This window comes from Paenibacillus sp. FSL P2-0322 (genome assembly GCF_037975315.1).
GTDB lineage: Bacteria > Bacillota > Bacilli > Paenibacillales > Paenibacillaceae > Paenibacillus > Paenibacillus polymyxa_B.
In genome coordinates this window covers 751,008-773,312 of sequence record NZ_CP150243.1, presented here as the reverse complement: position 1 = coordinate 773,312, position 22,305 = coordinate 751,008, and the positions used below count along the sequence as shown (strand labels likewise).

Annotated in this window: 21 protein-coding genes; 8 read left to right on the top strand and 13 right to left on the bottom strand. The window is 45.2% G+C overall.

Going from position 1 to position 22,305, the window contains the following annotated elements; all coding sequences use genetic code 11:
* Positions 1–7: 7 nt before the first annotated feature.
* Positions 8–634, bottom strand: coding sequence for a nitroreductase family protein (locus MKY24_RS03525; protein ID WP_023986919.1), 627 nt, complete (start codon positions 632–634; stop codon positions 8–10).
* A 140-nt stretch (positions 635–774) separates the two neighbouring features.
* On the bottom strand, positions 775–1,146 hold the full coding sequence (locus MKY24_RS03520) for an MmcQ/YjbR family DNA-binding protein (protein ID WP_023986918.1): 372 nt from the start codon (positions 1,144–1,146) through the stop codon (positions 775–777).
* A 531-nt stretch (positions 1,147–1,677) separates the two neighbouring features.
* Between MKY24_RS03520 and panB the strand changes: the two genes are divergently transcribed.
* Positions 1,678–2,550: a 3-methyl-2-oxobutanoate hydroxymethyltransferase gene (gene panB / locus MKY24_RS03515; protein WP_068941424.1), complete on the top strand. Its 873-nt coding sequence runs from the start codon at positions 1,678–1,680 to the stop codon at positions 2,548–2,550.
* A complete protein-coding gene (locus tag MKY24_RS03510; protein WP_339201419.1) occupies positions 2,550–3,473 on the top strand; it encodes a ketopantoate reductase family protein in 924 nt (307 codons plus the stop codon). Before panB ends, MKY24_RS03510 begins: the two co-directional genes overlap by 1 nt.
* 101 nt (positions 3,474–3,574) lie before the next feature.
* On the opposite strand, the gene MKY24_RS03505 is transcribed toward MKY24_RS03510, so the two are convergent.
* From MKY24_RS03505 to MKY24_RS03475, 7 genes are all read right to left on the bottom strand, one after another.
* Positions 3,575–4,132: an NADPH-dependent FMN reductase gene (locus MKY24_RS03505; RefSeq protein ID WP_028541058.1), complete on the bottom strand. Its 558-nt coding sequence runs from the start codon at positions 4,130–4,132 to the stop codon at positions 3,575–3,577.
* A gap of 241 nt (positions 4,133–4,373) precedes the next feature.
* Positions 4,374–5,381 carry an AI-2E family transporter gene (locus tag MKY24_RS03500; protein WP_023986914.1) on the bottom strand — a complete coding sequence of 336 codons (1,008 nt, stop codon included), beginning with the start codon at positions 5,379–5,381 and terminating at the stop codon, positions 4,374–4,376.
* Between the two features lie 55 nt (positions 5,382–5,436).
* Positions 5,437–5,853, bottom strand: coding sequence for a phosphate-starvation-inducible protein PsiE (psiE, locus tag MKY24_RS03495; protein WP_025723919.1), 417 nt, complete (start codon positions 5,851–5,853; stop codon positions 5,437–5,439).
* A gap of 87 nt (positions 5,854–5,940) precedes the next feature.
* Complete coding sequence (locus tag MKY24_RS03490; RefSeq protein ID WP_013308662.1) at positions 5,941–6,435, bottom strand: DedA family protein; 495 nt, start codon at positions 6,433–6,435, stop codon at positions 5,941–5,943.
* Between the two features lie 22 nt (positions 6,436–6,457).
* On the bottom strand, positions 6,458–6,967 hold the full coding sequence (gene pssA, locus MKY24_RS03485; RefSeq protein ID WP_023986912.1) for a CDP-diacylglycerol--serine O-phosphatidyltransferase: 510 nt from the start codon (positions 6,965–6,967) through the stop codon (positions 6,458–6,460).
* Positions 6,968–6,991: 24 nt separating this feature from the next.
* Positions 6,992–8,761 (bottom strand): HAMP domain-containing sensor histidine kinase, encoded by a 1,770-nt coding sequence (locus MKY24_RS03480; protein WP_028541059.1) that lies wholly within the window; start codon positions 8,759–8,761, stop codon positions 6,992–6,994.
* Entirely contained in the window at positions 8,758–9,438 is a 681-nt protein-coding gene (locus MKY24_RS03475) for a response regulator transcription factor (RefSeq protein WP_028541060.1), read from the bottom strand. Before MKY24_RS03475 ends, MKY24_RS03480 begins: the two co-directional genes overlap by 4 nt.
* A 210-nt stretch (positions 9,439–9,648) precedes the next feature.
* On the opposite strand from MKY24_RS03475, the gene MKY24_RS03470 reads away from it, so the two are divergent.
* The 3 genes from MKY24_RS03470 to MKY24_RS03460 all read left to right on the top strand — a co-directional run bounded on the left by MKY24_RS03470 (position 9,649) and on the right by MKY24_RS03460 (position 12,261).
* Positions 9,649–10,992: a glycoside hydrolase family 30 protein gene (locus tag MKY24_RS03470; RefSeq protein ID WP_069079777.1), complete on the top strand. Its 1,344-nt coding sequence runs from the start codon at positions 9,649–9,651 to the stop codon at positions 10,990–10,992.
* A gap of 163 nt (positions 10,993–11,155) precedes the next feature.
* The gene (locus MKY24_RS03465; RefSeq protein ID WP_023986908.1) at positions 11,156–11,545 is read left to right on the top strand and encodes a winged helix-turn-helix transcriptional regulator; all 390 of its coding nucleotides are present in this window, start codon (positions 11,156–11,158) and stop codon (positions 11,543–11,545) included.
* Between the two features lie 269 nt (positions 11,546–11,814).
* The gene (locus tag MKY24_RS03460; protein ID WP_028541062.1) at positions 11,815–12,261 is read left to right on the top strand and encodes a hypothetical protein; all 447 of its coding nucleotides are present in this window, start codon (positions 11,815–11,817) and stop codon (positions 12,259–12,261) included.
* A 103-nt stretch (positions 12,262–12,364) separates the two neighbouring features.
* Here MKY24_RS03460 and MKY24_RS03455 read toward each other — a convergent pair whose 3' ends face one another.
* Positions 12,365–12,856 (bottom strand): phenolic acid decarboxylase, encoded by a 492-nt coding sequence (locus MKY24_RS03455; protein WP_013308656.1) that lies wholly within the window; start codon positions 12,854–12,856, stop codon positions 12,365–12,367.
* A 166-nt stretch (positions 12,857–13,022) separates the two neighbouring features.
* Between MKY24_RS03455 and MKY24_RS03450 the strand changes: the two genes are divergently transcribed.
* Positions 13,023–13,571, top strand: a complete 549-nt coding sequence (locus MKY24_RS03450) for a PadR family transcriptional regulator (RefSeq protein WP_068941356.1) — start codon at positions 13,023–13,025, stop codon at positions 13,569–13,571.
* 63 nt (positions 13,572–13,634) lie between these two features.
* On the opposite strand, the gene MKY24_RS03445 is transcribed toward MKY24_RS03450, so the two are convergent.
* The 3 genes from MKY24_RS03445 to MKY24_RS03435 are packed head-to-tail and all read right to left on the bottom strand — an operon-like array spanning position 13,635 to position 17,651.
* Positions 13,635–14,834, bottom strand: coding sequence for a Ger(x)C family spore germination protein (locus tag MKY24_RS03445; protein ID WP_023986905.1), 1,200 nt, complete (start codon positions 14,832–14,834; stop codon positions 13,635–13,637).
* Positions 14,831–15,925: a GerAB/ArcD/ProY family transporter gene (locus MKY24_RS03440; RefSeq protein WP_339201418.1), complete on the bottom strand. Its 1,095-nt coding sequence runs from the start codon at positions 15,923–15,925 to the stop codon at positions 14,831–14,833. The genes MKY24_RS03445 and MKY24_RS03440 overlap by 4 nt, the downstream gene beginning before the upstream one ends.
* Positions 15,926–15,950: 25 nt before the next feature.
* Positions 15,951–17,651 carry a spore germination protein gene (locus tag MKY24_RS03435; protein WP_068941352.1) on the bottom strand — a complete coding sequence of 567 codons (1,701 nt, stop codon included), beginning with the start codon at positions 17,649–17,651 and terminating at the stop codon, positions 15,951–15,953.
* A gap of 238 nt (positions 17,652–17,889) precedes the next feature.
* On the opposite strand from MKY24_RS03435, the gene MKY24_RS03430 reads away from it, so the two are divergent.
* Both MKY24_RS03430 and MKY24_RS03425 read left to right on the top strand, forming a co-directional pair.
* Positions 17,890–18,231, top strand: a complete 342-nt coding sequence (locus tag MKY24_RS03430; protein ID WP_023986902.1) for a tail fiber protein — start codon at positions 17,890–17,892, stop codon at positions 18,229–18,231.
* Positions 18,232–18,277: 46 nt separating this feature from the next.
* Positions 18,278–22,168, top strand: a complete 3,891-nt coding sequence (locus tag MKY24_RS03425; protein WP_339201417.1) for an immunoglobulin-like domain-containing protein — start codon at positions 18,278–18,280, stop codon at positions 22,166–22,168.
* The last annotated feature ends 137 nt before the right edge of the window (positions 22,169–22,305 follow it).

The window sequence follows — 22,305 nt, the reverse complement described above, 5'->3', positions numbered from 1 at the left end:
ACAAATTTCAAAATCCATTGTAGCTGACAAATTGTCCAACCGGCTTGCGGTATCCCCGTGCCCGCTGACCCGATTCGTCCTCTTTACCCAAGGTAATCATCATCACGGGTACAAATTGCTCTGGAATATTCAGTACTTCCTGCACCTTCGCCGGATCAAAACCGATCATCGGGCAAGTATCCCAGCCTTTGTCCTTGGCAATCAACATCAATTGCATAGCCGACAGACTGGCATTACGGATCGCTTCTTCTCTCTGGAAGACAGGTCCCCGCTCGCGATAAAACTGAGTTACCGATTCCACCGTACTATCATATTCCTGCTTGCTTAGGACACCTAAATTCAGGAATCCTTCGTTGAGGTCAGCTACCTTGGTATAAGCTTCTGTATCCCCCAGCACTACAATGGTCGCCGAAGCCGTTAATATTTTATACTGCTTACTTGCCTCATCATGCAGTCTTTGTTTGGTATCAGCATCCTGCACTACGATATAGCGCGTATGCTGTAAATTAAAAGCCGATGGAGCAAACTTCACCAACTGAAATATTTCTTCTAGTTCTTTTGCATCTATAGTAACATCAGGAATAAATTTAGAAGCTGATCTTCTCTCTTGAATAATATTCACCAGTTCGCTCATGTTAAGTTCCACTCCTTGATATTATTTTCAAATGAATTATCTTTAAATTAAGAATATATCTATTCGTGTTTTCTGTCAAGTAAAACTATAATAATGTTAGTAAGTATTTTTGGATACAACCTAAGGGCTTCACCAGCCCTTTACAAATCCGTTGCCCGTATTCTCATCGTAATCGCTTCGCGTTGCGCTTTGGTTAAGCTCTTGAAGACTAGCTCATACGAATGGTCGATCATGCTGTACAAATCCTCCAGTGGGAAGGTAGCATCAACCTCAATCGTATTCCAATGCTTTTTATTTAAATGATAGCCTGGCTTAATTGCCTTGTTTTGTTCACGCAGATTTACCGCAATGATCGGATCACATTTCAAGGATAGATGGCTAATGCCGTCCTTTTCAGATAATAGAGCAAACATCTTGCCTCCAACTTTCAGTACTAGCGTTTCAGCACCGAATGGATAATCCTTAACAGCCTCTTTTTGGCTCAGACCATACGCTACAATTTGTTCATACACCAGCCTTCACTCCTCTGCTTGATTCATCATCTATGAAACGATTTGTGCCCTATTATATCACGCTCTCCACATACAATAGTCCCATGTTACAATTAGAATTCTATCGGGAGGGTCAATCCTTTCTATATGAATTTATCGACCGTCCGTGACCTCATACACGTCCTAAAGATTTAGCGATATTTCACATACTGTATCTGCAAGCTGACAGCCCTTCACTTCCGAATAGGAAGTTGGAGGGGCTTGTTTTGTTCATATAGTAGAGAATGTTATGCAACAGCCCTATATTTTGGTATACTTCCGTGAGAGGCTGTATCGATACATTCGAACGGTACTCTAGTTAGTGTAATTCAATATGTAGATGTGTGAGCCTATGGAGGTGAACTCGTTGGATTTTGCTCTGATCCGCAAGGACCGAGACAAAAGAACGGTCGCAAATTGACTCTTTTTTTGCCTTTCGGACCTTTTCAGCCATGTGCTGAAAGGTTTTTTTTGTGATCTAAAATAAAGGTAGGAAAGGATTTGAATGCAACCATGGCAACCTCGAAAGCACTTAATATTTTGCAATTGAAGAAAATGAAACGAGAAGGTTCACCTATAAGTATGATTACGGCGTATGACTATCCATCTGCTCGTTTGGCTGAGGAAGCCGGGATCGATATCATCCTTGTCGGTGATTCCGTAGGTAATGTGTTATCTAATTATAACTCCACACTGCCCGTCACTATGGATGATATGGTCTATCATACACGGTCTGTCGTGCGCGGTGCGGAACATACTTTTATTGTTGCGGATATGCCATTTATGACGTACCACGGGAGTAGTGAAGAAGCCCTTACTAATGTGCGCAGGCTCATGCAAGAGGGACATGCCCATGCCGTGAAATTAGAAGGGGGCATGGAAATTTGCGACACCGTGAAGCGAATTGTTCAATCCGGCGTCCCACTACTGGGGCATATCGGACTTACACCACAGTCTGTGCATCAAATCGGCGGATACTTCATTCAAGGTAAAAACTCACAGGCCGCTGAGCGCCTTCTAAATGATGCCCGGGCCCTGGAGCAAGCGGGAGCTTTTGCCATCGTGCTGGAGCTGGTGACAGAGGAAGTAGCGAAGAGCATCACCCGAGAGATATCTATTCCGGTCATAGGCATCGGTGCGGGGAGATACTGTGATGGCCAGGTTTTGGTGTATCATGACATGTTACAATACTCAGCTCCTTACCGGGAGAAAAAGTTCGTAAAAACCTATTCGGATATAGGTGCTTTGATTCGCAACAGCATCGGGCAATATGTCGAAGACGTGAAGAATCGTTCTTTTCCGGGCGAGGAGCATGTTTTTAAGGCAGATGAGAACGTAGTAGAAGGATTATACGGGAATGCAAAAGTAAAGGCAGGGACCCTATAATGCGATTTCTGATTGTAGGTGCAGGGGCGATTGGAGGCTATTTCGGGGGACTTCTTGTTCAAAAAGGAGAAGACGTGACCTTCTTCGTACGCCCTTCAAAAAAATCTCAGTTGGCAAAAGACGGTCTGATTATTAGAAGTGTTCATGGAGATTTCCAGACGCCAATCCGTGCTATCACAAATGGTGAAGCTGCCGATCCGTTCGACTGTATTATCATTTCGGTCAAAGCGTATCATCTTCCCCAATTGCAATTCGATCTTGAGCCTTATGTCGGTGATCATACCATGATTCTTCCGTTACTTAATGGTTACGAACATTTTGACTTTTTGCGCAAGCAATTCGGTTCTGAAAAAGTGCTGGGCGGACTTTGTTATATTGAAACTACGTTGGATCATGATGGTTCTATTGTTCAGACAAGTCCGTTCCACCGTATCGTCTTCGGTGAATGGAACGGAGTGCAATCAGAGCGTACACAACTGCTGCTGAATCATCTTGATCATGCAGGCTTCACAGTGGCACGAAGTCACGATATTCAGCGTGAAGTGTGGCAGAAATATATATTCGTTGCCAGCTTGAGTGCAATTACAACACTGATGGAAGCCTCGGTTGGGATTATACTTGCCACGGCAGAGTCACGAGCTATATACGAAAAGCTGCTCCATGAGATTGTCACACTTGCTCGCAACGCGGGGATGCCGATTGATTCAGAGATGGAAGCTCATACACTGAAAACGATGGAATCCTTACGACCAGAGATGATGTCATCCATGCAACGCGATATGCTTAAAAAGCTTCCGGTTGAAGCCAGTCATCTACATGGTTCACTGCTTGCATTGGCTGCAACCAGTAATACTGTTTACCCCATACTCGAAACGGTATATGCCCGATTAAAGGTATACGAGAGCTTATTGGACACTGTCTAAAATTCAAACTTTAAAATCAATTAAAAGAGGAAGCGGCAGCTTCGAAGGTGAAAATGAAATCTTAGACTGCCGCTGCTTTTCCTTTATTAAACTTCAAAAATCTAAAGAGTTCCTGTGCTTGAGCATGCTTGCTCAAGCCCTTGAAGTAATGCTTCTAGCTCCTGCCTAGTTTCAGCGTTTGTAATTTCACCTTCCTGATTTAGCTTCAAGGTGATATGCGGAATAATGACCTTTCCATTCTCCACAATCTGTGCATTGATCATTTGCAATGTGAGCAGCAGCGAGGCATGCGCAAGATGGCCGCCCATAGGAGACGGTGACGCGCTAATGACCGCTGTAGGTTTATTTACAAATTCACCTGAAGATACGAGCCAATCCAAGGCATTTTTCAAAGCACCCGGCACACCATTCCCATATTCCGGTGTACAGATCAGTACTCCATCCACTTGTTTCAATTGCTCCCGTAGCTCTTTTACGGAAGCTGACCCCTCATCTACATCCAAGTCAGGGTTAAAATGCGGGAGATCCCCCAATCCATCATAGACTGTGAATATCATATTTTCAGAAGCCAGCCCAATAGTAGCCTTCATAAGCGCTGTATTGGAGGACTTTTGACGAAGGCTACCCGATATAGCCAATACCTTAATTTTCTGTTCCATCCGATCATCTCATTTCTTTTAACTTGATCTAATCTTGCATATTCAGTGTACTATAGCTAACAAGAGAATTAAAAAATAAGTGAGAATGCATTGATAATGCCGTTGGACACCTCCTGCATGATGATGAGCGTCAGCGATTTTTTCCTATGAACAAAAGGGCAATAAAAAAATGCCTGCGGCTTCGCAGGCATTCGTGATGAATCAATAGTCACTATACAAGGGTGGAATCTGTAGTGCTGAATCAAGTATCCTTCTCTTGCTTGCGTTTTATCCCAATCAGATCAAGGAAGAAAACAAACAACGGAATACCTACAATCAAGCCCCAAATTCCAATCAGATGCTCAGAGAAAATAAGTACGACAAAGGTAAAGAAGATCGGTAAATTCGTTTTGGATGACATCAGCTTCGGATTTAAGAAATAGGCCTCAATCGCATGAATCACCACGATCAGAATAACTAGATAAATCACATATTGAATGCCGCCGACACTGAAAGCGATCAGGCCGAGCGGTGCCAGTGAGATAAACACACCTGCCACTGGAACCAATCCAAGTACGAAAATGATGAGCGCAAGACCAAGCAGATTAGGGAAGCCCATAATCCAGAGTGCAATCGTGGTCAATATACAGTTAATAAGTGAAATCAGTAGTTGAGCCTCCAATACCTTCCCGAACGTATCCAGAAACATACGGCCAAAATGACCCACTTCCTTGAAAAACCAACCCAGCTTGCTATCTACAAACGTAGCTGTAAAACGTGTAATATATGATTTTTCCATCAGGAAGAACAAGCTCAAAATAATCGACACCAGAAGCTGTGTTCCCAATTGACTGACCTTCATCACTGCACTCAGGCCAGGCTCAAATAGCCGCTGAACATTCAGCGTGTCCATAAATTCGATAATCGTTTCGTTCCATTGATTACGATCAGGATACATATACGCTTGCTGAATCATGAGATACACCTGCTTGACCTGTACAACGATTAGCGGCACCATTCGGTAAACGCCCCACACCATAATCAGAATTAGCAGCCCATACACCAGTAGCAGCACGATCATTGACGGCACATTGACGAACCGCTTGACCAGCTTATTCACTCCGTTATATATACTACCAATCAAGATCGTAAGCAGCAGTGTTAACAACATAATATTCATCATGCTTCTTAACATAAACAACAGCAAAACGATTATCGCAAGGACGGCTACCCGCCTGACGCCCGCATGATTCATCCAGTTTCTTACCATTCGTCTTTATTCCCTCTTTCCCACTTGACTGTCAACTTTGCAATCTTCCTGAGCATCAATTTTCTCTTTTTATCAATTTACTGTTAGCGATCAATAGAGAACCTACCATGACTAGGATAGCAATAGACCACCAGAATGTATTTTTAGCATCATCATGATCTACAATAATGAGCCTGATGACAGCCGTGATCCCAATATAGATAAAATAACGTAATGGAAAATGAAAATTGGTTTTAAAGTACTTAACTATTAATGCTATGAATTCAAAATACAAGAAAAACACAAGCAACTCTTCCGTGAATTCATAGTAATTTTTGTCGGCCTCTGTGTACAAAAAAACATAAGAAAAAATGGACCATGTTTCTTTTAGAAGTAAGAAGCTTAAAATCAGCCCGACCAGAAACAGCGAGATATTCAAGATCATTTGCAGAAAACTAGGTAACTTCTCAATATACTTCATTAATGCATTCAATACAGATCCCCTCACTGGTTGTACAGTATCTTTATTTATATTATCGGTGGTATACGTGAAAAATGCTACATTACTTTTGAGGTCACCTTAATGAAAGTTTATATTCGCCCCTGCAATATAACCAATGGAGATAAAGATAAGCGTCCATATCAGAGAACCTGCGCTTGCCACCAGCATATATTTTCGGACAGGCATCGCACTAATGCCCGACAAATAGCTTGTCGCATGTCTGACTCCTGGGATAAAATAACCAAACAAAATGGTCCATAACCCAAAACGCGCAAACCACCCCTTAACTCTTGCAAATCGCTTCGGTGTCAATCCAACCCACTTGCCGTGCTTATCCACCAAGGGCTGACCCAGCTTTTTGCCTAGCGTGTAGCTGATCATCATCCCTGTCATTGCACCGATGAAGCTGACTAATATAGACACCGAATAATTCAGTACCATGATAGAGGATAAATAGCCGACAAAAACCATAATAATTTCATCCGGAACCGGTAGACCGATAATCCCAAGAGCAAGAAGAGCAAAAATAGCGATATATCCGTATTGTGTAATCATGCTGATGACCCATTCCATAGGAGAGCCACCTCCTGACCGATTATTTTTTGAAGGACGGAAAGGGAATACGGCTAACCATCAGGAACGACAGCACTACCATTAATGCAAGCAACAACCCCGGCTTCAAATGCTCACTCCATAAAAACATAAAGGACAAAATCACACCCGCCGCCGTAATCGGCATACCTACAAAGCCTTTGCTAAAAGCCATTAGGTTGAATCTTGCCAATCTTACCGCACCGCATATGACAAACAAAACAGCCACAAGCGGTCCTATCCAATGGGTATCTCCCAGTTTGTATAACAAGATCAAGAAAGCAGGGGCAACCCCAAATGAGACAACATCCGCCAGCGAGTCGAGCTGTTTGCCAAAATCACTGGAGCAATGCAACAGCCTTGCCAGCAAACCGTCTAATACATCCCATAAAGCAGCCACCACCACGAGAATAAAAGCGGTCATGTATTGCTCATGAATCGTAAAATACAGGGATAAGACCCCTGCCCCCAGGTTTGCAATCGTGAATAGTGAGGGCAACCAATTCCATTTCATACTCCTTAACTCCTTTGCCGTAGCTTAGCCTCCGAATATAACAACAAAACGGACGCCGTCCTTGGTATTCTCCACCTTATAGCGGAATTCGTGCAAATCTAAAATTCGTTTGACGATCGACAGCCCCAGTCCTGTCCCACCCGTCTGGCGGCTACGTGACAGCTCGGCCCGGTAAAAACGGTCCCATATCTGCTCCAGTTGATCGTCAGGAATGGTCTCACCTTTATTTTCAATGGAAAAAAAACGGATTTCCTCAGCGCCTTCGATACGAATCGTGATTGAGCTTCCTTCCTCAGCATGCCGTATGGCATTGACAACAAAGTTGATAATCACCTGTTCCATCCATCCTACATCGGCATGAATCGGCATCTCATTGGCGGGGATAATGACCACTTCCAGCTTTTTCTCCTTCAACAGATGGAATAGCTTGTCCACGACTTCCTCCACCAGCTCACTCAAGATAAAGGTCGTCTTGCGGAGCTTGAGAGTACCCGATTCCAATTTGGCGAGGTCCAGCATATCTTTGACCAATCGCTCCATTTTGTCCGCTTCCTCTACAATGACTTTCATATAATGATCCTGCTTCCCGGCGCTAACCCCATCTTGTAATCCTTCTGCGAAGCCTTTAATGATACTCAGCGGGGTTTTCAGTTCATGAGAAGCGTTGGCAAAAAAGTCTTGTTGCACAGCCTCCATCCTCTGTTTCTGTTCCATGTCCTCGACCAATTGTTGATTGACCTCCTGAAGCTCGCGCAAAGCCGTGTCCAGGTTCTGGGACAGGGTATACATGCTGTAGGACAGGCTGCCCAGCTCATCATTCTGCCGGATTGGTGTATGGGCTGTAAAATCGAGCTTAGCCATTCGCTTGGCGGTATTATTCAAAGCAATGAGCGGACGGGTCACCATCCGGGAATAGAACAGGGACAAAATCAGAATGAGTGCAAATCCCCCGATCCCTAGGTACAGATAAAACCAGCGCAGAGCTTCATTCGTCTCACTAATTTCCTGCAACGATGTCACTGTGAACAGGAGGTCGATCTCGCCTGTGTCCTGACGGACAGGATGGACTATGACTGCATTACGTACCCCTGTCCAAGGTTCCGTCCAATCTTCCTCCAACACTTCGAAATTCTTAAGTTTCTCCAGATGCGCCTGTGATAAAGGGAACCATTCCTCCAGCGCACCAAACAGTAATCCTTGTCGCTGACTCCATGTTTTCAGATCTGGCAGTGCAATCTCTGTCACCGTACCGGATAACCTTACACTGTCATCTGTGCCAGCCGCTTGCGATGTCGTTCCTATATTTTTGAAACCAGGCTTCTGAATGCCTAATGGATAAATTAAGTTGGGGGAAGTGATGCCGTCAGTCCCCAATACCTCACCTTCAACCGTTACCGTATCACCGGGCTGAATCCGGGCAGCTCTCAACTCATCTCCGTACTCGCTCATAAACAGAGACAGCGATATCTTAACAACTTTACCATCTGCTGTTCTGAGACTGATATGAAACGCATCATCCAGCTTTACTTTGCCGTCTAGGGTAACAATCGCCAACTGGTTCTTATTCTGAAGCATAAAGCGAGCTGCCTCTCGCGAAACCCTGCCCGATCCCCAAGCCTCCTGGACATAACTTTGACCGAAGCTTTTCAAACGGCTTTCCACACGACCAATCTTCTGTTGCTGATAAAAATTTTCAAAAAACAGAAATTGACTTAAAATCACCATACCGTAAAAACACAGGAAAAACACAACCGTCATAATGAACAACTTAAAGGTAACTCCCCGTTTGTTCATTCTTCCTCCTCAAACCTGTAGCCTGTACCAAAAACCGTGCGGATATGGCGTGATTCACGGCCTAGCTTACTTCTCAGCTTTTTGATATGAGTATCGACAACCCGTGTGTCTCCTTCAAAGTCGATGCCCCACACCCGGTTCAGTATCACATCCCGTGAAATGACTATGCCTTTATTATGTATAAGCAGCCGCAGCAACTCATACTCCTTGGGCGTCAGCTCGACTTCCGCCTGATCCACCTCAAGTCGATGAGCCATCGTATTGAGAATGGCAGTGCCGAATCGCAAAATATGCAACTCCGGCTGCACATGTCCTTCCACTCGCTTCATCAGCGCGTTTGCGCGGGCGATCAACACCTTGGGGCTAAAAGGTTTGGTAACATAATCATCGGCTCCCAGTTCAAAGCCTAATATTTTATCATCATCACCGGATTTGGCTGTCAACAAAATGATCGGCACACCTGAACGGCTGCGTACCTGGCGGCACACCTCCCAACCATCCAGCTCCGGCATCATAATATCGAGTATAATCAGGTCCGGCTGCACCGAATCAAACCAGATTAGTGCATCTTTTCCATTACCTGCTTCATAGACTTCCCAATTATTTTGTTTAAAATAATCAGCAATAACTTCACGAATACGTATTTCATCCTCCACGAGAAGAACCCTTTTCTTCAATCGACTTCCCTCTTTCGTCATTCTAGGACACCAGCATATCAAAGACATGTGTACTTTATGTGTTCTTGATACCTCTTATCAGCAGAACTTCTCATCAACAAATTCGACCTTGGATTAGGGCAAATTTGTCTTGGCTCAGACCATCTCATCTCCTGTGATCCTACCCTATAATAAGAAGAGATACAAAAAGCCTGAACAGGAGGGTAATACATGAGTAATCAAACCATTCAGTGGTTTTCCACTTCTAAAGCTAAAGCTTGGCAATCCCAAGCTCATCATCTTACCGATACCCAAGATAGTGCCAACCTAACCCTTACGGGAGAAACACATCAGCTTGTCGAAGGTTTTGGTGGCTGTTTTAATGAATTGGGTTATGTAGCCCTGAATCATTTGGAAAAGGACGAACGAGATAGGGTGCTTCATTCTCTCTTTCATCCAGAGGGCGAGCACAAATTTGCAATATGCCGACTTCCTATTGGAGCGAGTGACTACGCGCTGGAGTGGTACAGCCACAATGAAACAGACGGCGACGTGGAGATGAAGCACTTTTCCATTGAGCGTGATCACCAATATCTCATTCCTTTTATTCGGGAAGCGTTACAACTCAATCCTAACCTGAAGTTGTTCGCTTCACCCTGGAGCCCGCCGACATGGATGAAATCACCGAAAGCCTACAATTACGGCACTCTGCGCTGGGAAAAGGATATTTTGAAAGCGTATGCATTGTACTTTGTCAAATTTGTTCAGGCTTACCGCGAGACAGGTATTACGATCCATCAGATTCATGTTCAAAATGAAGTCATTGCCGATCAGAAGTTCCCTTCCTGTGTATGGACCGGGGAGCAGCTGCGTGAATTTATTCGGGACTATTTGGGCCCTGCTTTTGAGGAACACGGACTAGATACGGAAATTTGGCTGGGGACCATTAACGCTCCCGATCCGTGGGAGGAATTAATGAAGAAGACTTCTACCGGATTCGATGAGTATGCCCATACCGTATTGAGTGACCCCGAGGCCTACAAATATATTAAAGGCGTAGGCTACCAGTGGGCAGGCAAAAATGCCATTCAGCGCACCGTTGCCAGTTATCCTGAGCTTCGTTACATGCAAACAGAAAATGAATGCGGCAACGGAGAAAACTCATGGGACTACGCCAAATATGTATATAATCTGTACCAGCACTACTTCAGCAATGGTGTGAATGCTTATATTTACTGGAATATGGTTTTGGAACCGAAAGGCAAGAGCACATGGGGCTGGGAGCAAAATTCGATGATTACCGTTGATCCCGCGGATCGAAAACCTGTCCTGAACCCGGAATATTACGTTATGAAGCATTTTTCTCATTTTGTATTACCAGGTGCCCGACGCATCGGACTTCGTGGCTCATGGACTGGAAATGCAGTTGCTTTTCAAAATACAGACGGGCAAAGGGTGGTGGTCATCGCCAATCCATTCAAGGAATCGCGTGTGCTGAATCTGTCTCTCGGTGAAACAACACACCGCTTGGAGCTGGAGCCGGAGTCCTTTAATACTATCGTGATTCCTTCTTAACGCCACAGATTTGTGGGCTCTTCCAGTCTTGCACACATCATTAGGTATCCCTGTCCGGTCTATAAGTGTCCAAGCATATGTATAGTTTCCAAAATGGATGTATATCCTTTTGCGTATAGTAGCTATAAATAGTATACTTGGAATAACTATGGACAGGAGGTCGATGAATATCACTACTGTAAAAGACCGGATTGATTTGAAGCTGATTAATTGTGATAAGGAATTGACTCTCGCGGTCATCGGTGGAAAATGGAAGCTGATTATTTTGTGGCATCTCGGTATGGAAGGCACCAAGCGGTTTGGTGAATTGAAGAAGCTAATCCCCCATATTACGCAAAAAATGCTGACCAACCAATTGCGCGAGCTGGAGGAAGATAAACTCATTCTTCGTAAAGTCTATCCCGTCGTCCCTCCACATGTGGAATATTCACTGACGGAGCATGGCGAAAGCCTGATTCCGGTACTGAGAGCAATGTACGATTGGGGATCAAACTATCGCGAGAACGTGATCTGGAAAGAAGAAGAAGCGATTCAGGATGTCACACCCGTGTGATCGCAAAACAAGCATTTTGCAAAATGCTGAACTATATTTTTGTAGAGACGACCCTGGGGAGATCTGGGGTTGTTTTTTTGTGATATAAAGACGTTCCCCAAGATAATAAAAGAAATGGATGCAAGTATCCGTTTCCATTGGCATTAAAGCTCATTTTCCGCTACATATCCTCATTTTACACTTGTATTCGTGATTTACATTACATCCGCTGTGACGTATGATTCTTCCATCCCTATTTACAGTGAATCCGAGAAGGAGGCCGTTCTAGCATGAGCATGACGCTTGCCCAGCCCACAACATCCCAAGCGACCCAATTAAGCATTGGTTCCATGGAAATGATTCAATACGACTATCGTCAATTTCCTGACTCAAAACCTTATCAACACCATTGCTGTGGCTTGCTTACTATGTCGTGTAACGGCGCTCAAGGTCTGGCGGAATATGAGCTGCCTGAAATTAAAGGTGCCTTTGACCTCGTCCGCTGGGCTTCCGTGTTTACCTCGCTCAAGGGTCTGTCCTTAACCGAGGCTGAGCAATATATTCAGCACCATGCTGATCACTGGGGGCCTGATAAAACAGAGCTAGCTCTATCTGCCTTATCCGATCTGACTACCCATGCGAACCTGCACATTCTCTCCCCATCAGCGACCATACTCCCCCCTCGGATTAGTCGTTCATATCTTATCGAGCATGGTCTGGTCTACTATTCATTCTAAATATCGTCCACAACTCCATTAGCAATCCACTTTCCAGTTCACGTAAAAAAGCCTGAGACTGTTTATCACAGGCCAGGCTTTTACACTTTCAGCACAGAGTTGATTACACTTGCAGTTTACCTGCACGAATATCGTCTGTCATTCCTGCATAAGGTGCTTGGGAAATTAATTGTTCGTTGTTCACACCTGCATTTTCGATGAATGTAATATCTGCAAATTCAGGAACCACATACTTCGGATATGTTTCATACTTTTCACGCGATTCCTCCATCAGCGGAATAAAATCGTTTTGATAGCGCACAGTGATTTCCGGATGCTCATGAACCCATTTAGGAAAGAAAATAATGCCGTGCATACGTTTTTCCTCAGGCATAAAATTCAGAGACACGTCAGTGCCTGTTGGTTCGGTCCACGATACTTTATACACATTTTCCACCAGCTTCACCAGATTGACCTTCTGATCACGTACCCAGCGGCCGCCTACCATACCACTATGAATGCGATAATCGATCGTATCTTCATTTTTAATATATATTTCGTACTCCCAACCATTCTCATAGGTGTAGATCATGTGGCTGCCGATAAACTTGTCCATCTTGCATCCTTCTTTCCTAAATTATAAGTTTTTATGAATTGAGTAGGAGACCAAAAATAAAAATATTCAATTCAAAACATGTAATGTTAAACATGTTATTAAGTACATATAAATTGTAGCACTATGGTATACTAGTGTCAAATAATGTTTGACAAGGAGAACTACGTTGAAACGCACATTAAAATACGCCATTTTGGGCCTGGTTCATAAAGAGGAAATGAGTGGCTACGATATTACAAGTCAATTCAAGAAGGAAATCGGACAATTTTGGAGCGCCAAACACAGTCAGATTTATCCTGAGTTAAAAAGGCTGACCGAAGAGGAGCTTATTGAATATCGCACCTCCATTACAGGAGCCAAGCTGGAAAAGAAGCTGTACTGCATCACCCCCAAAGGAACCCAAGAGCTGACCGAATGGCTGTTGAGCGCCAAAGAGTTACCGGAAACGGAAAAGGATGAGTTTATGCTCATGCTGTATTTCTCAGCAGCCATCCCCAAGGAAGAGAACAAGCGATTGTTCGAGGACCAGATAACCAAACGTAAAGAGAAGCTGGAGTATCTGTACGAAAGTAAAAAATCCCTCCAACAGCTGGACGAGAACCTTCAAGCCCCCGGTTCTAATCAATTTGGGCATTATCTGGTGCTGAGCCGTGCCATTAATCGGGAAGAAAGCTATATTACGTGGCTGGAAGAAACACTGTCCCTGTTTGAATAGCCTAAAAAACCTTCAACGCCACGTAAATTCGTGGTATTGAAGGTTTTTCTAAATAGGTGCAAACTAGTCTGCCGTCGTAATCGAAGAGCCGTAATCTTCAATATGGATATCTGTGCTAAAACGTACAGGAATGGTACTAAAAATGTTATCCCAATCCTCTTTAACCTTACGCCAAACTTTAGGATGCTGAATCCTCAACGCTTCTCCGAAACCTCCAACATCAGCCTGCAGCTTTTGCATTTTGGCTACAGTTTGTTCAGCTAATGAATTAACTCTCTCCTGAAAGATACTCTCTTCTTGTCCGAGCACATCATTGCTACGCAAATTTTCTTTCTTGTTAAAAACCTCGGAAACGCGCCCCTCTGAGGTCATTTTTACTTGGAAGGAAATGTCGTCTCCCTGAACGATGGCCTTGATCCTGCTTTTCACCGCTTTGATCTCATAGGCTATATTTTTACCGGTTTGGGGATCACTACTTTTCAGCACGCCTCCAACCAATTGGCCTTTGATCCACATGAGGCCCTCGACCTCTGACTCATTCAGAAAACCACCGTAGGTTTGTGTCTTTCCCTTGATGATTCCCGCACCTGCGAGCTTGATTTCATTCTCCGCCGTAATGACATTGGGCAATATAAAGCTTCTTTTCCCCTTCATGGGCCCGACCACTTTAACCAAAGCCACGGGCTTTATCAACCGCGCGTTCCGTTTACGATTTTCGAAAATATCCTTTAAGATATAGGCAGGAATTTGACCAGGAATTTTTTCCTGAAGCGCATTGCCCGCCTTGTCTGTACTAATCAGCAGCTGGACGCTGGGCCGAATGTCATTATCCCCCAAGAAAAAGTCCAGCAGCTCATACAATGGAATTTTGCGAAGCAGACTGGAGCTGATAATAATCGTTTTCAAATGTTGTCCGATGGGCGGTCGGTTGGTTCGCAATGAAATTTCTCTTAACATTTCAAAAACGGAATCCCCCGTTTCCGTAATATTAAAAAACTTCTTAGCTTGTGGGGAGGAGCTGTTGGAGCCGCCGCTTTCCTCTGGGATGATGAATTGAAAGGTTCCGGTGATTAACTCTTTTTTCGGATAGTCTCCTCCTTTCCGTTTAATTTGTTCTTCTTGTGAAGATTGTGACACTACATCCATAGCAATGCCCGTCTCCAGATTTAGATCCTCCACCGGAGAGCTGCTCCAGCAGCCTGAAAGTGTACAGCATGTCAGGAGAGCCACCATTCCGAGTAATCCTGACTGGACTCTCTTCATGACCGCACCCCTCTCCAATGAGAAATAAGCAGCAGAGGGAGTGGAAGCAGAGCGAATAGAACGAAAGCTGCATTCCCGATCATCATTCCAAGAGAAAATAACTCATTCAGATTTTTGGGAATTTGGGACAGGACGTAGATGAACGGGAGCAAAATAAACAGCGCCTTGGAATAAGAGCTATTCAAAATTTGAGAAACTCCGAGCGAAGCGCAATAAAAAGCAATACTGAATGTAGCAAAAATTTGCATGATCCAAATGGACAACAATAGGGATTCGAACCGTTCCAATAACAGATACTCCACTTCAAAGGAGCGGGCCAAGTCTAAAAAAGGCCAGGTTCTGGTCATAACTCCTTCCACCGAAAAGGCGCCAATGCATAAGATCAGCGTAGCTGTATAAAAAATGGTCGAGATCCCGATTGCCAGTCCGACCGCCTTAGTTGCTTTCTCCGGTTTTTCCATCCGACAAAGAATAAACAGTAGGCACTCTGTCCCCGTTAGGGTCAGGGTTGTAGTCTTGAGCGCTTTAATCACTGGCATCACACCCTCGGACAAAACAGGACGCAAATTATTCAATTCGAAAATATTCAAACTCAGCAAACATATCAATAAAAAGATAGCTGCCGTAATCGGGAATATAACTTGACATATTTTACCCAATGTACCTATCCCCCCCAAGCAGAGATACAGAGAGATCCACATAAAGGGGGCTGAAATAGCCCACACTGGAGTTCCTTCAAGCAAAAAGAACGACGTTACTTCCTCCACAGCTCGGATTTCGTATGCAGCTATACAAATAAAATAGATGACGAACAAGATGCCCAACACTTTGCCGATGGCTTTGCCAGTTATCCGCTGAACATACTGGTAAAAGGTGCTTTCTGGAAACCGTGAACTTAGTTTGACTATAATCCATCCGAACAGGAAAGTGGCAGCCCCTGCTAAAATGACGGACATCCACACATCCGGTGTTTTTGCAGTTTCAACGGCTACTCTGGGAAGAGTAAGCAACCCGGCAGCCAGCATAAAGCAAAGCACGATTTCCGTCGTCTGTAACGTTGTAATTTTATCCGTTTTTTTCCCACGGGCCATCTTGCTCCCTCCTGTGTTGTTGAACTCATCCTTGTCGCTTAGGGTCTTTATGCTTCAATAGAATGGGTCTATTTTTCATAAATTGTAACGGTGCTCGCAAAAAGTAATCTTTCCAGTCCTTCAATGAACGGGGGGCCGTTAAGCTAAGATATGGCACGCCGAAGCTGTGTAATTTAGCCATATGAATGCTCAGCATCAGGAAAAACATGATCACTCCATACAAACCGAAGATAGCAGCCGTGAACATGGCCCCAAAACGAAGAACACGCATAGAGATCCCGGCGCTGTATACAGGTGAGGCAAAGGAAGAAATCGCCGTGACCGCTACCACAATAACGAGAATCGGACTCACAATCCCGGCGTCAACAGCGGCCTGTCCAATAATCAAACCGCCGACGATGCCCATCGCTGGACCGATGGGTTTGGGGAGCCGAAGTCCTGCCTCGCGTAAAATTTCGATGGAAATTTCCATAATCAGGGCCTCAATCAGCGTCGAAAACGGAACTCCCTGTCTCGCACTGATAATGGAAATGACCAACTTGGTTGGAATCAGTCCGGGATGAAACGAGATAAAGGAAATATAGAGCGCCGGGGCGAACAGAGATATCGTAGTTGCCATAAAACGAAGAAATCGAATAAGCGACCCCGGTATCCATCGTTCATAGTAATCTTCGGGAGACTGGAGCATCATCCCGTACGTCACAGGCATAAGGAGCGCAAAAGGTGTACCGTCCAGCAGAATCGCCACACGTCCCTCCAGCAATGCAGCCATGACCCGATCCGGTCTCTCCGTATTTTGAATTTGCAGAAAGGGGCTAAGAAAATTATCCTCAATAAGTTGCTCCACATAGCCCGACTCCAGCACCTCATCCATATCAATGGTTTTGACCCGCCGCTTCACCTCATCCACAAGCTCCGCGTCGGCAATGTCTCTGAAATACACCACCATCAGCTGCTTTTCCACTCTTTTGCCGACTTTAAAGGACGACATGGCTAGTTCCGTACTTTCTCCATGCCTGCGCAGCATCGCTGTATTATCGCTGAGTATCTCTGTAAAACCGACTCGCGGTCCCCGCAGCACCGATTCCGATATGGGGTCTTCCACCCCTCGTGTATTCCCTTTGGGTGTACCCAGCACGAAAGCACCCGGTATGCCCTGAATCAAGAGTATGACTGAACCGAACAGCACCTTTTGCAAGGAGAACTGCACCTCTAACGTATACTCTGTCTCCGATACCAGCATAACCTGACGAATAAACATATCCCGAAGCTCTTCTCCTCTCGGGAGATCTTCCCCCTCTTGCCCGGAGCTGCCCCAATCCATCAACGGCTTTAAAATATTCTGATCCATGCCAACCTTGTCCGTTAATCCATCCACAAAAAAAAGTGTGCCTACAGCGTTCAATTTTTCCAGAAAAATAGATCGTTCGTTCACGTCTGACATATCCGTAACTGCTTGTCTGATTTTTGCTACATTGGCTTCATAATCTTCGGTAAAGGTCCCTTTTACCTTCTCAGCCTCACTTACAGACGGATTACGATCTGCATGCTGCGAACGGTCTTCTTCTTCTAAAAGCTTTAATCGTTCCATACGTCTGCTCTCTCGACCATCCATCGCTCTAATTTGTCGTACCGTCAGAAAAATAATCAAAGGGATGAGGAACAAAAAGAAAGCTTCCATCCATACGTTCCATTTGGGCATATGAGTTCCGATGACCTGCCACACACTCTTTCCTCCTTCACTTCCATAGGATTTGTATATAGATTTACCTGGATTAGAAAAAAGATGCATGGGCAATGGAATAAATTTCTTTACTCACAAAAGGAATAAAAAGGTGAATTTGATAGATGAACTGTAGTGCCAAAAGTGGAATTACATGATAATATCTATTCATTCTATGACTAATGTCACAAATTTGTTGAATTCGTGGGCCATTATTCGAAACTAAAAAGGAGTTGTAGGTATGAAGAATCATTTTTGGAAGAAAGCCGCTGTGTTGAGTTTGTTAGCGGTCATTTTGTTAGGGGGAACGGCGATCAGTCCCAAACAGGCACATGCAGGTTATGAGCCTTATATTGGGGAAATTACGGTGTACCCGTACATGTTCGCTCCTAAAGGTTGGCTAAAATGCGAGGGTCAGCTCTTATCTATTTCGCAAAATACAGCACTGTTCAGTCTGCTGGGCACTAATTTTGGCGGCGATGGAATGAGCACATTTGCATTACCCGACTTGCGCGGGGCTTCCCCGTTGCCGAATGTAAACTACTATATCGCAACCGAAGGGGTTTACCCATCCCGCCCTTAATGAATGTGTTCATCGGTGGGCTAATTAATGAAGAAGAGGTGATGGCGTGCTCGAAGGCAATAACTTCACACGCAACAAATTGAAACCCTATCGCTTGCTGGTTCCATTGCTGCCATTTATCGGCGGTACGTTCCTGCTCATAGGGACGAATGAGGTTCACGCTGCCGGTTGGGAAAATGTGGTGCTTAACAAGCCAGCCACATCCAGTGGCTACAGCCAGCCCTATGATCCCTCCAGAGCTGTGGATGGGTCAATCGAACCAACAAGCCGCTGGTATCAAGCCAGCAACGGTGAAAAATGGATTCAGGTAGATCTGAGAGACTGGTATATCGTAGATCGATACGTTGTTACAGGTATGGGAATCCATAACGGGTGGCAGGATCAACGTGATCCATACAGTTTCCGATTGCAAACAAGCAGCAACGGAAGTAATTGGGTGACTGTTGATACCGTCCAGAATAATGAGAGCTCTAATGTTGAAAAGAACATTGCCCCTGTAACTACACGATACTTGCGATTATATATTGATCAAGGAAATACAAGAAACAATCAGTGGGCTTCCATCATGGAATTCGCAGCTTATGGGGAGCGATTGCCCGTTCCACAGGCTCCGGGGCATTTTACAGGAACCAAAAATGGAAATACAGTGGAGTTAAGCTGGGATGCTGTTCCTTATGCAACTTCATACAAAGTCATACGAGATAGTGTAACGCTCTATTCAGGTAACTTAACCCAATTCATAGACACTTCAGCATTGCCGCCAGGTGAAGCCCTTTACACGGTTCAGGCCGTGAATGCTAAGGGGGAGAGCACTCCCTCAGAAGTTAAAGTGAACATACTTACCGATGCCGAGAGAGTTGCACAGGCCAAAGCTGCTCTTGCATTAGGCTTCGCATCTGGAGATACAGTTGATTCCGTATCCCAAAAGCTGACACTGCCACTCGCTGGATTGAATGATACGACGGTGAGCTGGAGTTCGGATACTCCTGACGTCATTACGAACGAGGGGGCTGTCACACGCCCGCGGTACGATCTGGGTGACCGAAAAGTAAAACTGACAGCTACGATTGCGAAGGGAAGCGCCTCGGATACTCAAACTTTCGAAGTTACCGTACCGAAGATAACTGCACAAGATACATTGGATCAAGCAGTAGACACCCTCTCGCTTGGCAATTTGTCTGCGGTAACAGAGAGTATTTCTCTCCCTTTATCCGGTTATGGTGGAGCGCAGATCGAATGGTCCTCGTCCAAACCTCTTGTCATTGCAGCAGATGGAACACTCACCAGACCCTCCTATAACAGTGGAGATACGGATGTTACCCTAACGGCTACCCTGCAACTTGCAGGCTTAACGAAAACAAAGGATTTTACTACACACGTACTCCGTCTGCCGATGAGCGACACTGAAGCCGTAGACGCAGCATACAAAGCACTTGAACTGCCGATAACGACAGTAACGGGAGACGTATATTTGCCAAAAGACGCTCTGAATGGTGTTCAGGTGTCATGGTCATCGACTCAGCCCCAGTTCCTGGATCATACTGGGCATGTAACATTCCCAAGCTATGTGCAGGGCGATCAGACCATCACGCTGGAAGCAGTTGTGTCACGAGGCGGGGTTGAGCTACGAAAAACATTCAGCCTGCTCGTGCCAGCATTGCCCGTAAGCGCTGATGAAGCCGTAAATTTGGCAGCTAATACACTGAATTTGGATTATCCGCAAGGGATTAAGGATTCCATCGCTCTGCCTCGTACAGGAGCATTTGACACCCAGATCGACTGGTCTTCGGATCAACCAGATATCCTCAGCAATAGCGGTCAGGTGAATCGGCCTAAATATACAGACGGTGATATGAATGTACAGTTAATTGCCATTATTTCTAAAGGTACCGCTTCTGTACAAAGAACATTCACAATCACCGTGCTGAAGGCATTACCGAATACACCTTACGTACGATTGAACGGCAGTAATCCAATTGTTCTGGAAGCCGGTGACAGCTTCACTGATCCGGGAGCCAGTGTACTGGACAGCGTATACGGCAATATCCTGATCCCTGAGCTTTCAGGTAACGGGAATGTCGATATAAGTGTACCCGGTGTATATGTATTGAACTATGCTTATAGCGACAATGGAGGTTGGACAGCGGAGCCAGCAGAGCGCCATATAAACGTGCTGCCCCGTGCTGTTGGAGCCGCAGCAGGCAATGGGGATATAGCCTCTGTGGTCGTTACAGGTGCCTTACCAGGCGCACGGCTTGAACTGTACAATGCCCAGCAGGAGCTTATAGCGGAAGGAATCGCTTCGGGAGAGGGAAAATATACATTTACACCTGTGCCTGAAGGAGCCAGCTACTATGTGCTGCAGAACGTAAATGGTATGAAGAGCGCTCCGTCAGGGCTAGTGTATCCGCAAGGGTTAACCGCGCAGCGCGTTGCGGATTCCATCACAAGCATACCAGCTCCTACAACAAGTGATACACTGCTCAGTTTGCCTGTTGTACCTGATGGTTTCCGTGTGACCATCAGCAGCAGTAGCCAGCCAGACATCGTGCGTACAGACGGAACTATTGTTCAAGCAGATACTCCTTCCGTTGTAACTATCATGCTGGATGTTATGAGGGTAAGCGATGGTTCTCGTGCTTTGACGCAAGCCATAGAAGTCACCGTCCCTGCCAAGGTAATTGCAAACACAGGCAAATCTAACAAAGATAAGAATGAGGATCTATCTGCTTTCATACCACAGATCGGATTTTCCGAACAAGGGAAAGAGTTCTCCCTCTTTGTTCCTTCGCCGGCATTCTTGGATGAGCAGATACAGCAAGCACTTCGCGAAGGCAAAGCATACGCAGACATTCGTTTGGAGCAGGAGAAGCAACTGAGTCGTGTTATCCTTTCTCATTCTTTACTGAATAAATGGGATAAGATTGGTACATCGGTAATATCCCGATATGGAACACTGATGATATCCAGTGACACCTTAACCCGCATGGCCTCAGGCCAGCAGGACGTTACATTGTCATTCCAGCAGGTTGATGTACATCGTGCACAGCAGATCCGTGATTGGGCTGAGCAACAATCCAGCCTGACGCTGATGGGCCCGGTTACAGACATCAAAGCCAATGTGACAGGAACCTCGTCGATCATTCTACCGCTGGATAACGAATCCTTAGGTGAGTTACACAATGCAGAGCCCCAGTTCTCCATTCTTGTTATTCATGAGAATGGCGAGCGTGAGATTCTAAAAGGGACTGCTGTAATGGATTCAAAAGGGATTTTGTCGGGTGTGAGTGTCAATACGACCGGGTTAGGTACCTTTGTCGTCGCCACAGACGCAAAGTCTCAAACCGATAATGCCAGTGTGCAAAATGACCAAATCAATTCGTCAGATTCGCAAGAGCTAGCTCAGGTATGGCCGGATGTACAAGGCCATTGGGCAGCGAAGTCCCTGCAATCTCTTGCAGACAAAGGCTGGATACAAGGCTATAAAGACGGCAACATACGCCCTGAGCGCGCTGTAAGCCGTGCAGAATTTGTAGCCATACTGACCAGAGCATTGGGAACTGCTGGAGATGAGAGCCCTTCTACCTCATTTACAGATATGCAGGGACACTGGGCTGGATCAGCCGTGGATTCTGCTCATCGTCAGGGATGGATTCAAGGGCTAACCGCTCAAACTTTCGGACCTGATGAGAGTCTTACCCGTGAGCAGGCGATGGTGATCCTGTCACACGCGATGCAGAATCAGATATCCATTTCCAGCACTACTGCACTACAATCCTACAAGGATGAGCAGCAGATTTCAGCATGGGCCTCCGCAGCATTTCAAAATGCAGTATCCTCCGGTTGGATCAGCGGTTATCCAGATGGAACACTCAAGCCAAAAGCAGCCATCAGCAGAGGTGAGATGGCTGAACTGCTGGTACGTATTCTTAAATAAGACTTTTCAAGCTTCATACATCAGATGAGTATAAGCAAATACAACGCGGCCTCCAAGCTTTTCGGGGGCCGTATTTTTTTATGCATATTTTATGTACAAGCCTCCAACAATCATTTTTGCTTGTTTATTCACCCTTT

Excerpts from the sequence above, each read along its gene's own strand:
- MKY24_RS03460 (WP_028541062.1), top strand. The coding sequence starts at position 11,815 with ATGAGCATGACGCTTGCCCAGCCCACAACATCCCAAGCGACCCAATTA.
- MKY24_RS03430 (WP_023986902.1), top strand. The coding sequence starts at position 17,890 with ATGAAGAATCATTTTTGGAAGAAAGCCGCTGTGTTGAGTTTGTTAGCG.
- MKY24_RS03470 (WP_069079777.1), top strand. The coding sequence starts at position 9,649 with ATGAGTAATCAAACCATTCAGTGGTTTTCCACTTCTAAAGCTAAAGCT.
- MKY24_RS03510 (WP_339201419.1), top strand. The coding sequence starts at position 2,550 with ATGCGATTTCTGATTGTAGGTGCAGGGGCGATTGGAGGCTATTTCGGG.
- MKY24_RS03440 (WP_339201418.1), bottom strand. The coding sequence starts at position 15,925 with ATGGCCCGTGGGAAAAAAACGGATAAAATTACAACGTTACAGACGACG.
- MKY24_RS03445 (WP_023986905.1), bottom strand. The coding sequence starts at position 14,834 with ATGAAGAGAGTCCAGTCAGGATTACTCGGAATGGTGGCTCTCCTGACA.
- MKY24_RS03465 (WP_023986908.1), top strand. The coding sequence starts at position 11,156 with ATGAATATCACTACTGTAAAAGACCGGATTGATTTGAAGCTGATTAAT.
- MKY24_RS03525 (WP_023986919.1), bottom strand. The coding sequence starts at position 634 with ATGAGCGAACTGGTGAATATTATTCAAGAGAGAAGATCAGCTTCTAAA.
- MKY24_RS03455 (WP_013308656.1), bottom strand. The coding sequence starts at position 12,856 with ATGGACAAGTTTATCGGCAGCCACATGATCTACACCTATGAGAATGGT.
- MKY24_RS03490 (WP_013308662.1), bottom strand. The coding sequence starts at position 6,435 with ATGGAATGGGTCATCAGCATGATTACACAATACGGATATATCGCTATT.
- MKY24_RS03500 (WP_023986914.1), bottom strand. The coding sequence starts at position 5,381 with ATGGTAAGAAACTGGATGAATCATGCGGGCGTCAGGCGGGTAGCCGTC.
- panB (WP_068941424.1), top strand. The coding sequence starts at position 1,678 with ATGGCAACCTCGAAAGCACTTAATATTTTGCAATTGAAGAAAATGAAA.
- MKY24_RS03505 (WP_028541058.1), bottom strand. The coding sequence starts at position 4,132 with ATGGAACAGAAAATTAAGGTATTGGCTATATCGGGTAGCCTTCGTCAA.
- MKY24_RS03480 (WP_028541059.1), bottom strand. The coding sequence starts at position 8,761 with ATGAACAAACGGGGAGTTACCTTTAAGTTGTTCATTATGACGGTTGTG.
- pssA (WP_023986912.1), bottom strand. The coding sequence starts at position 6,967 with ATGAAATGGAATTGGTTGCCCTCACTATTCACGATTGCAAACCTGGGG.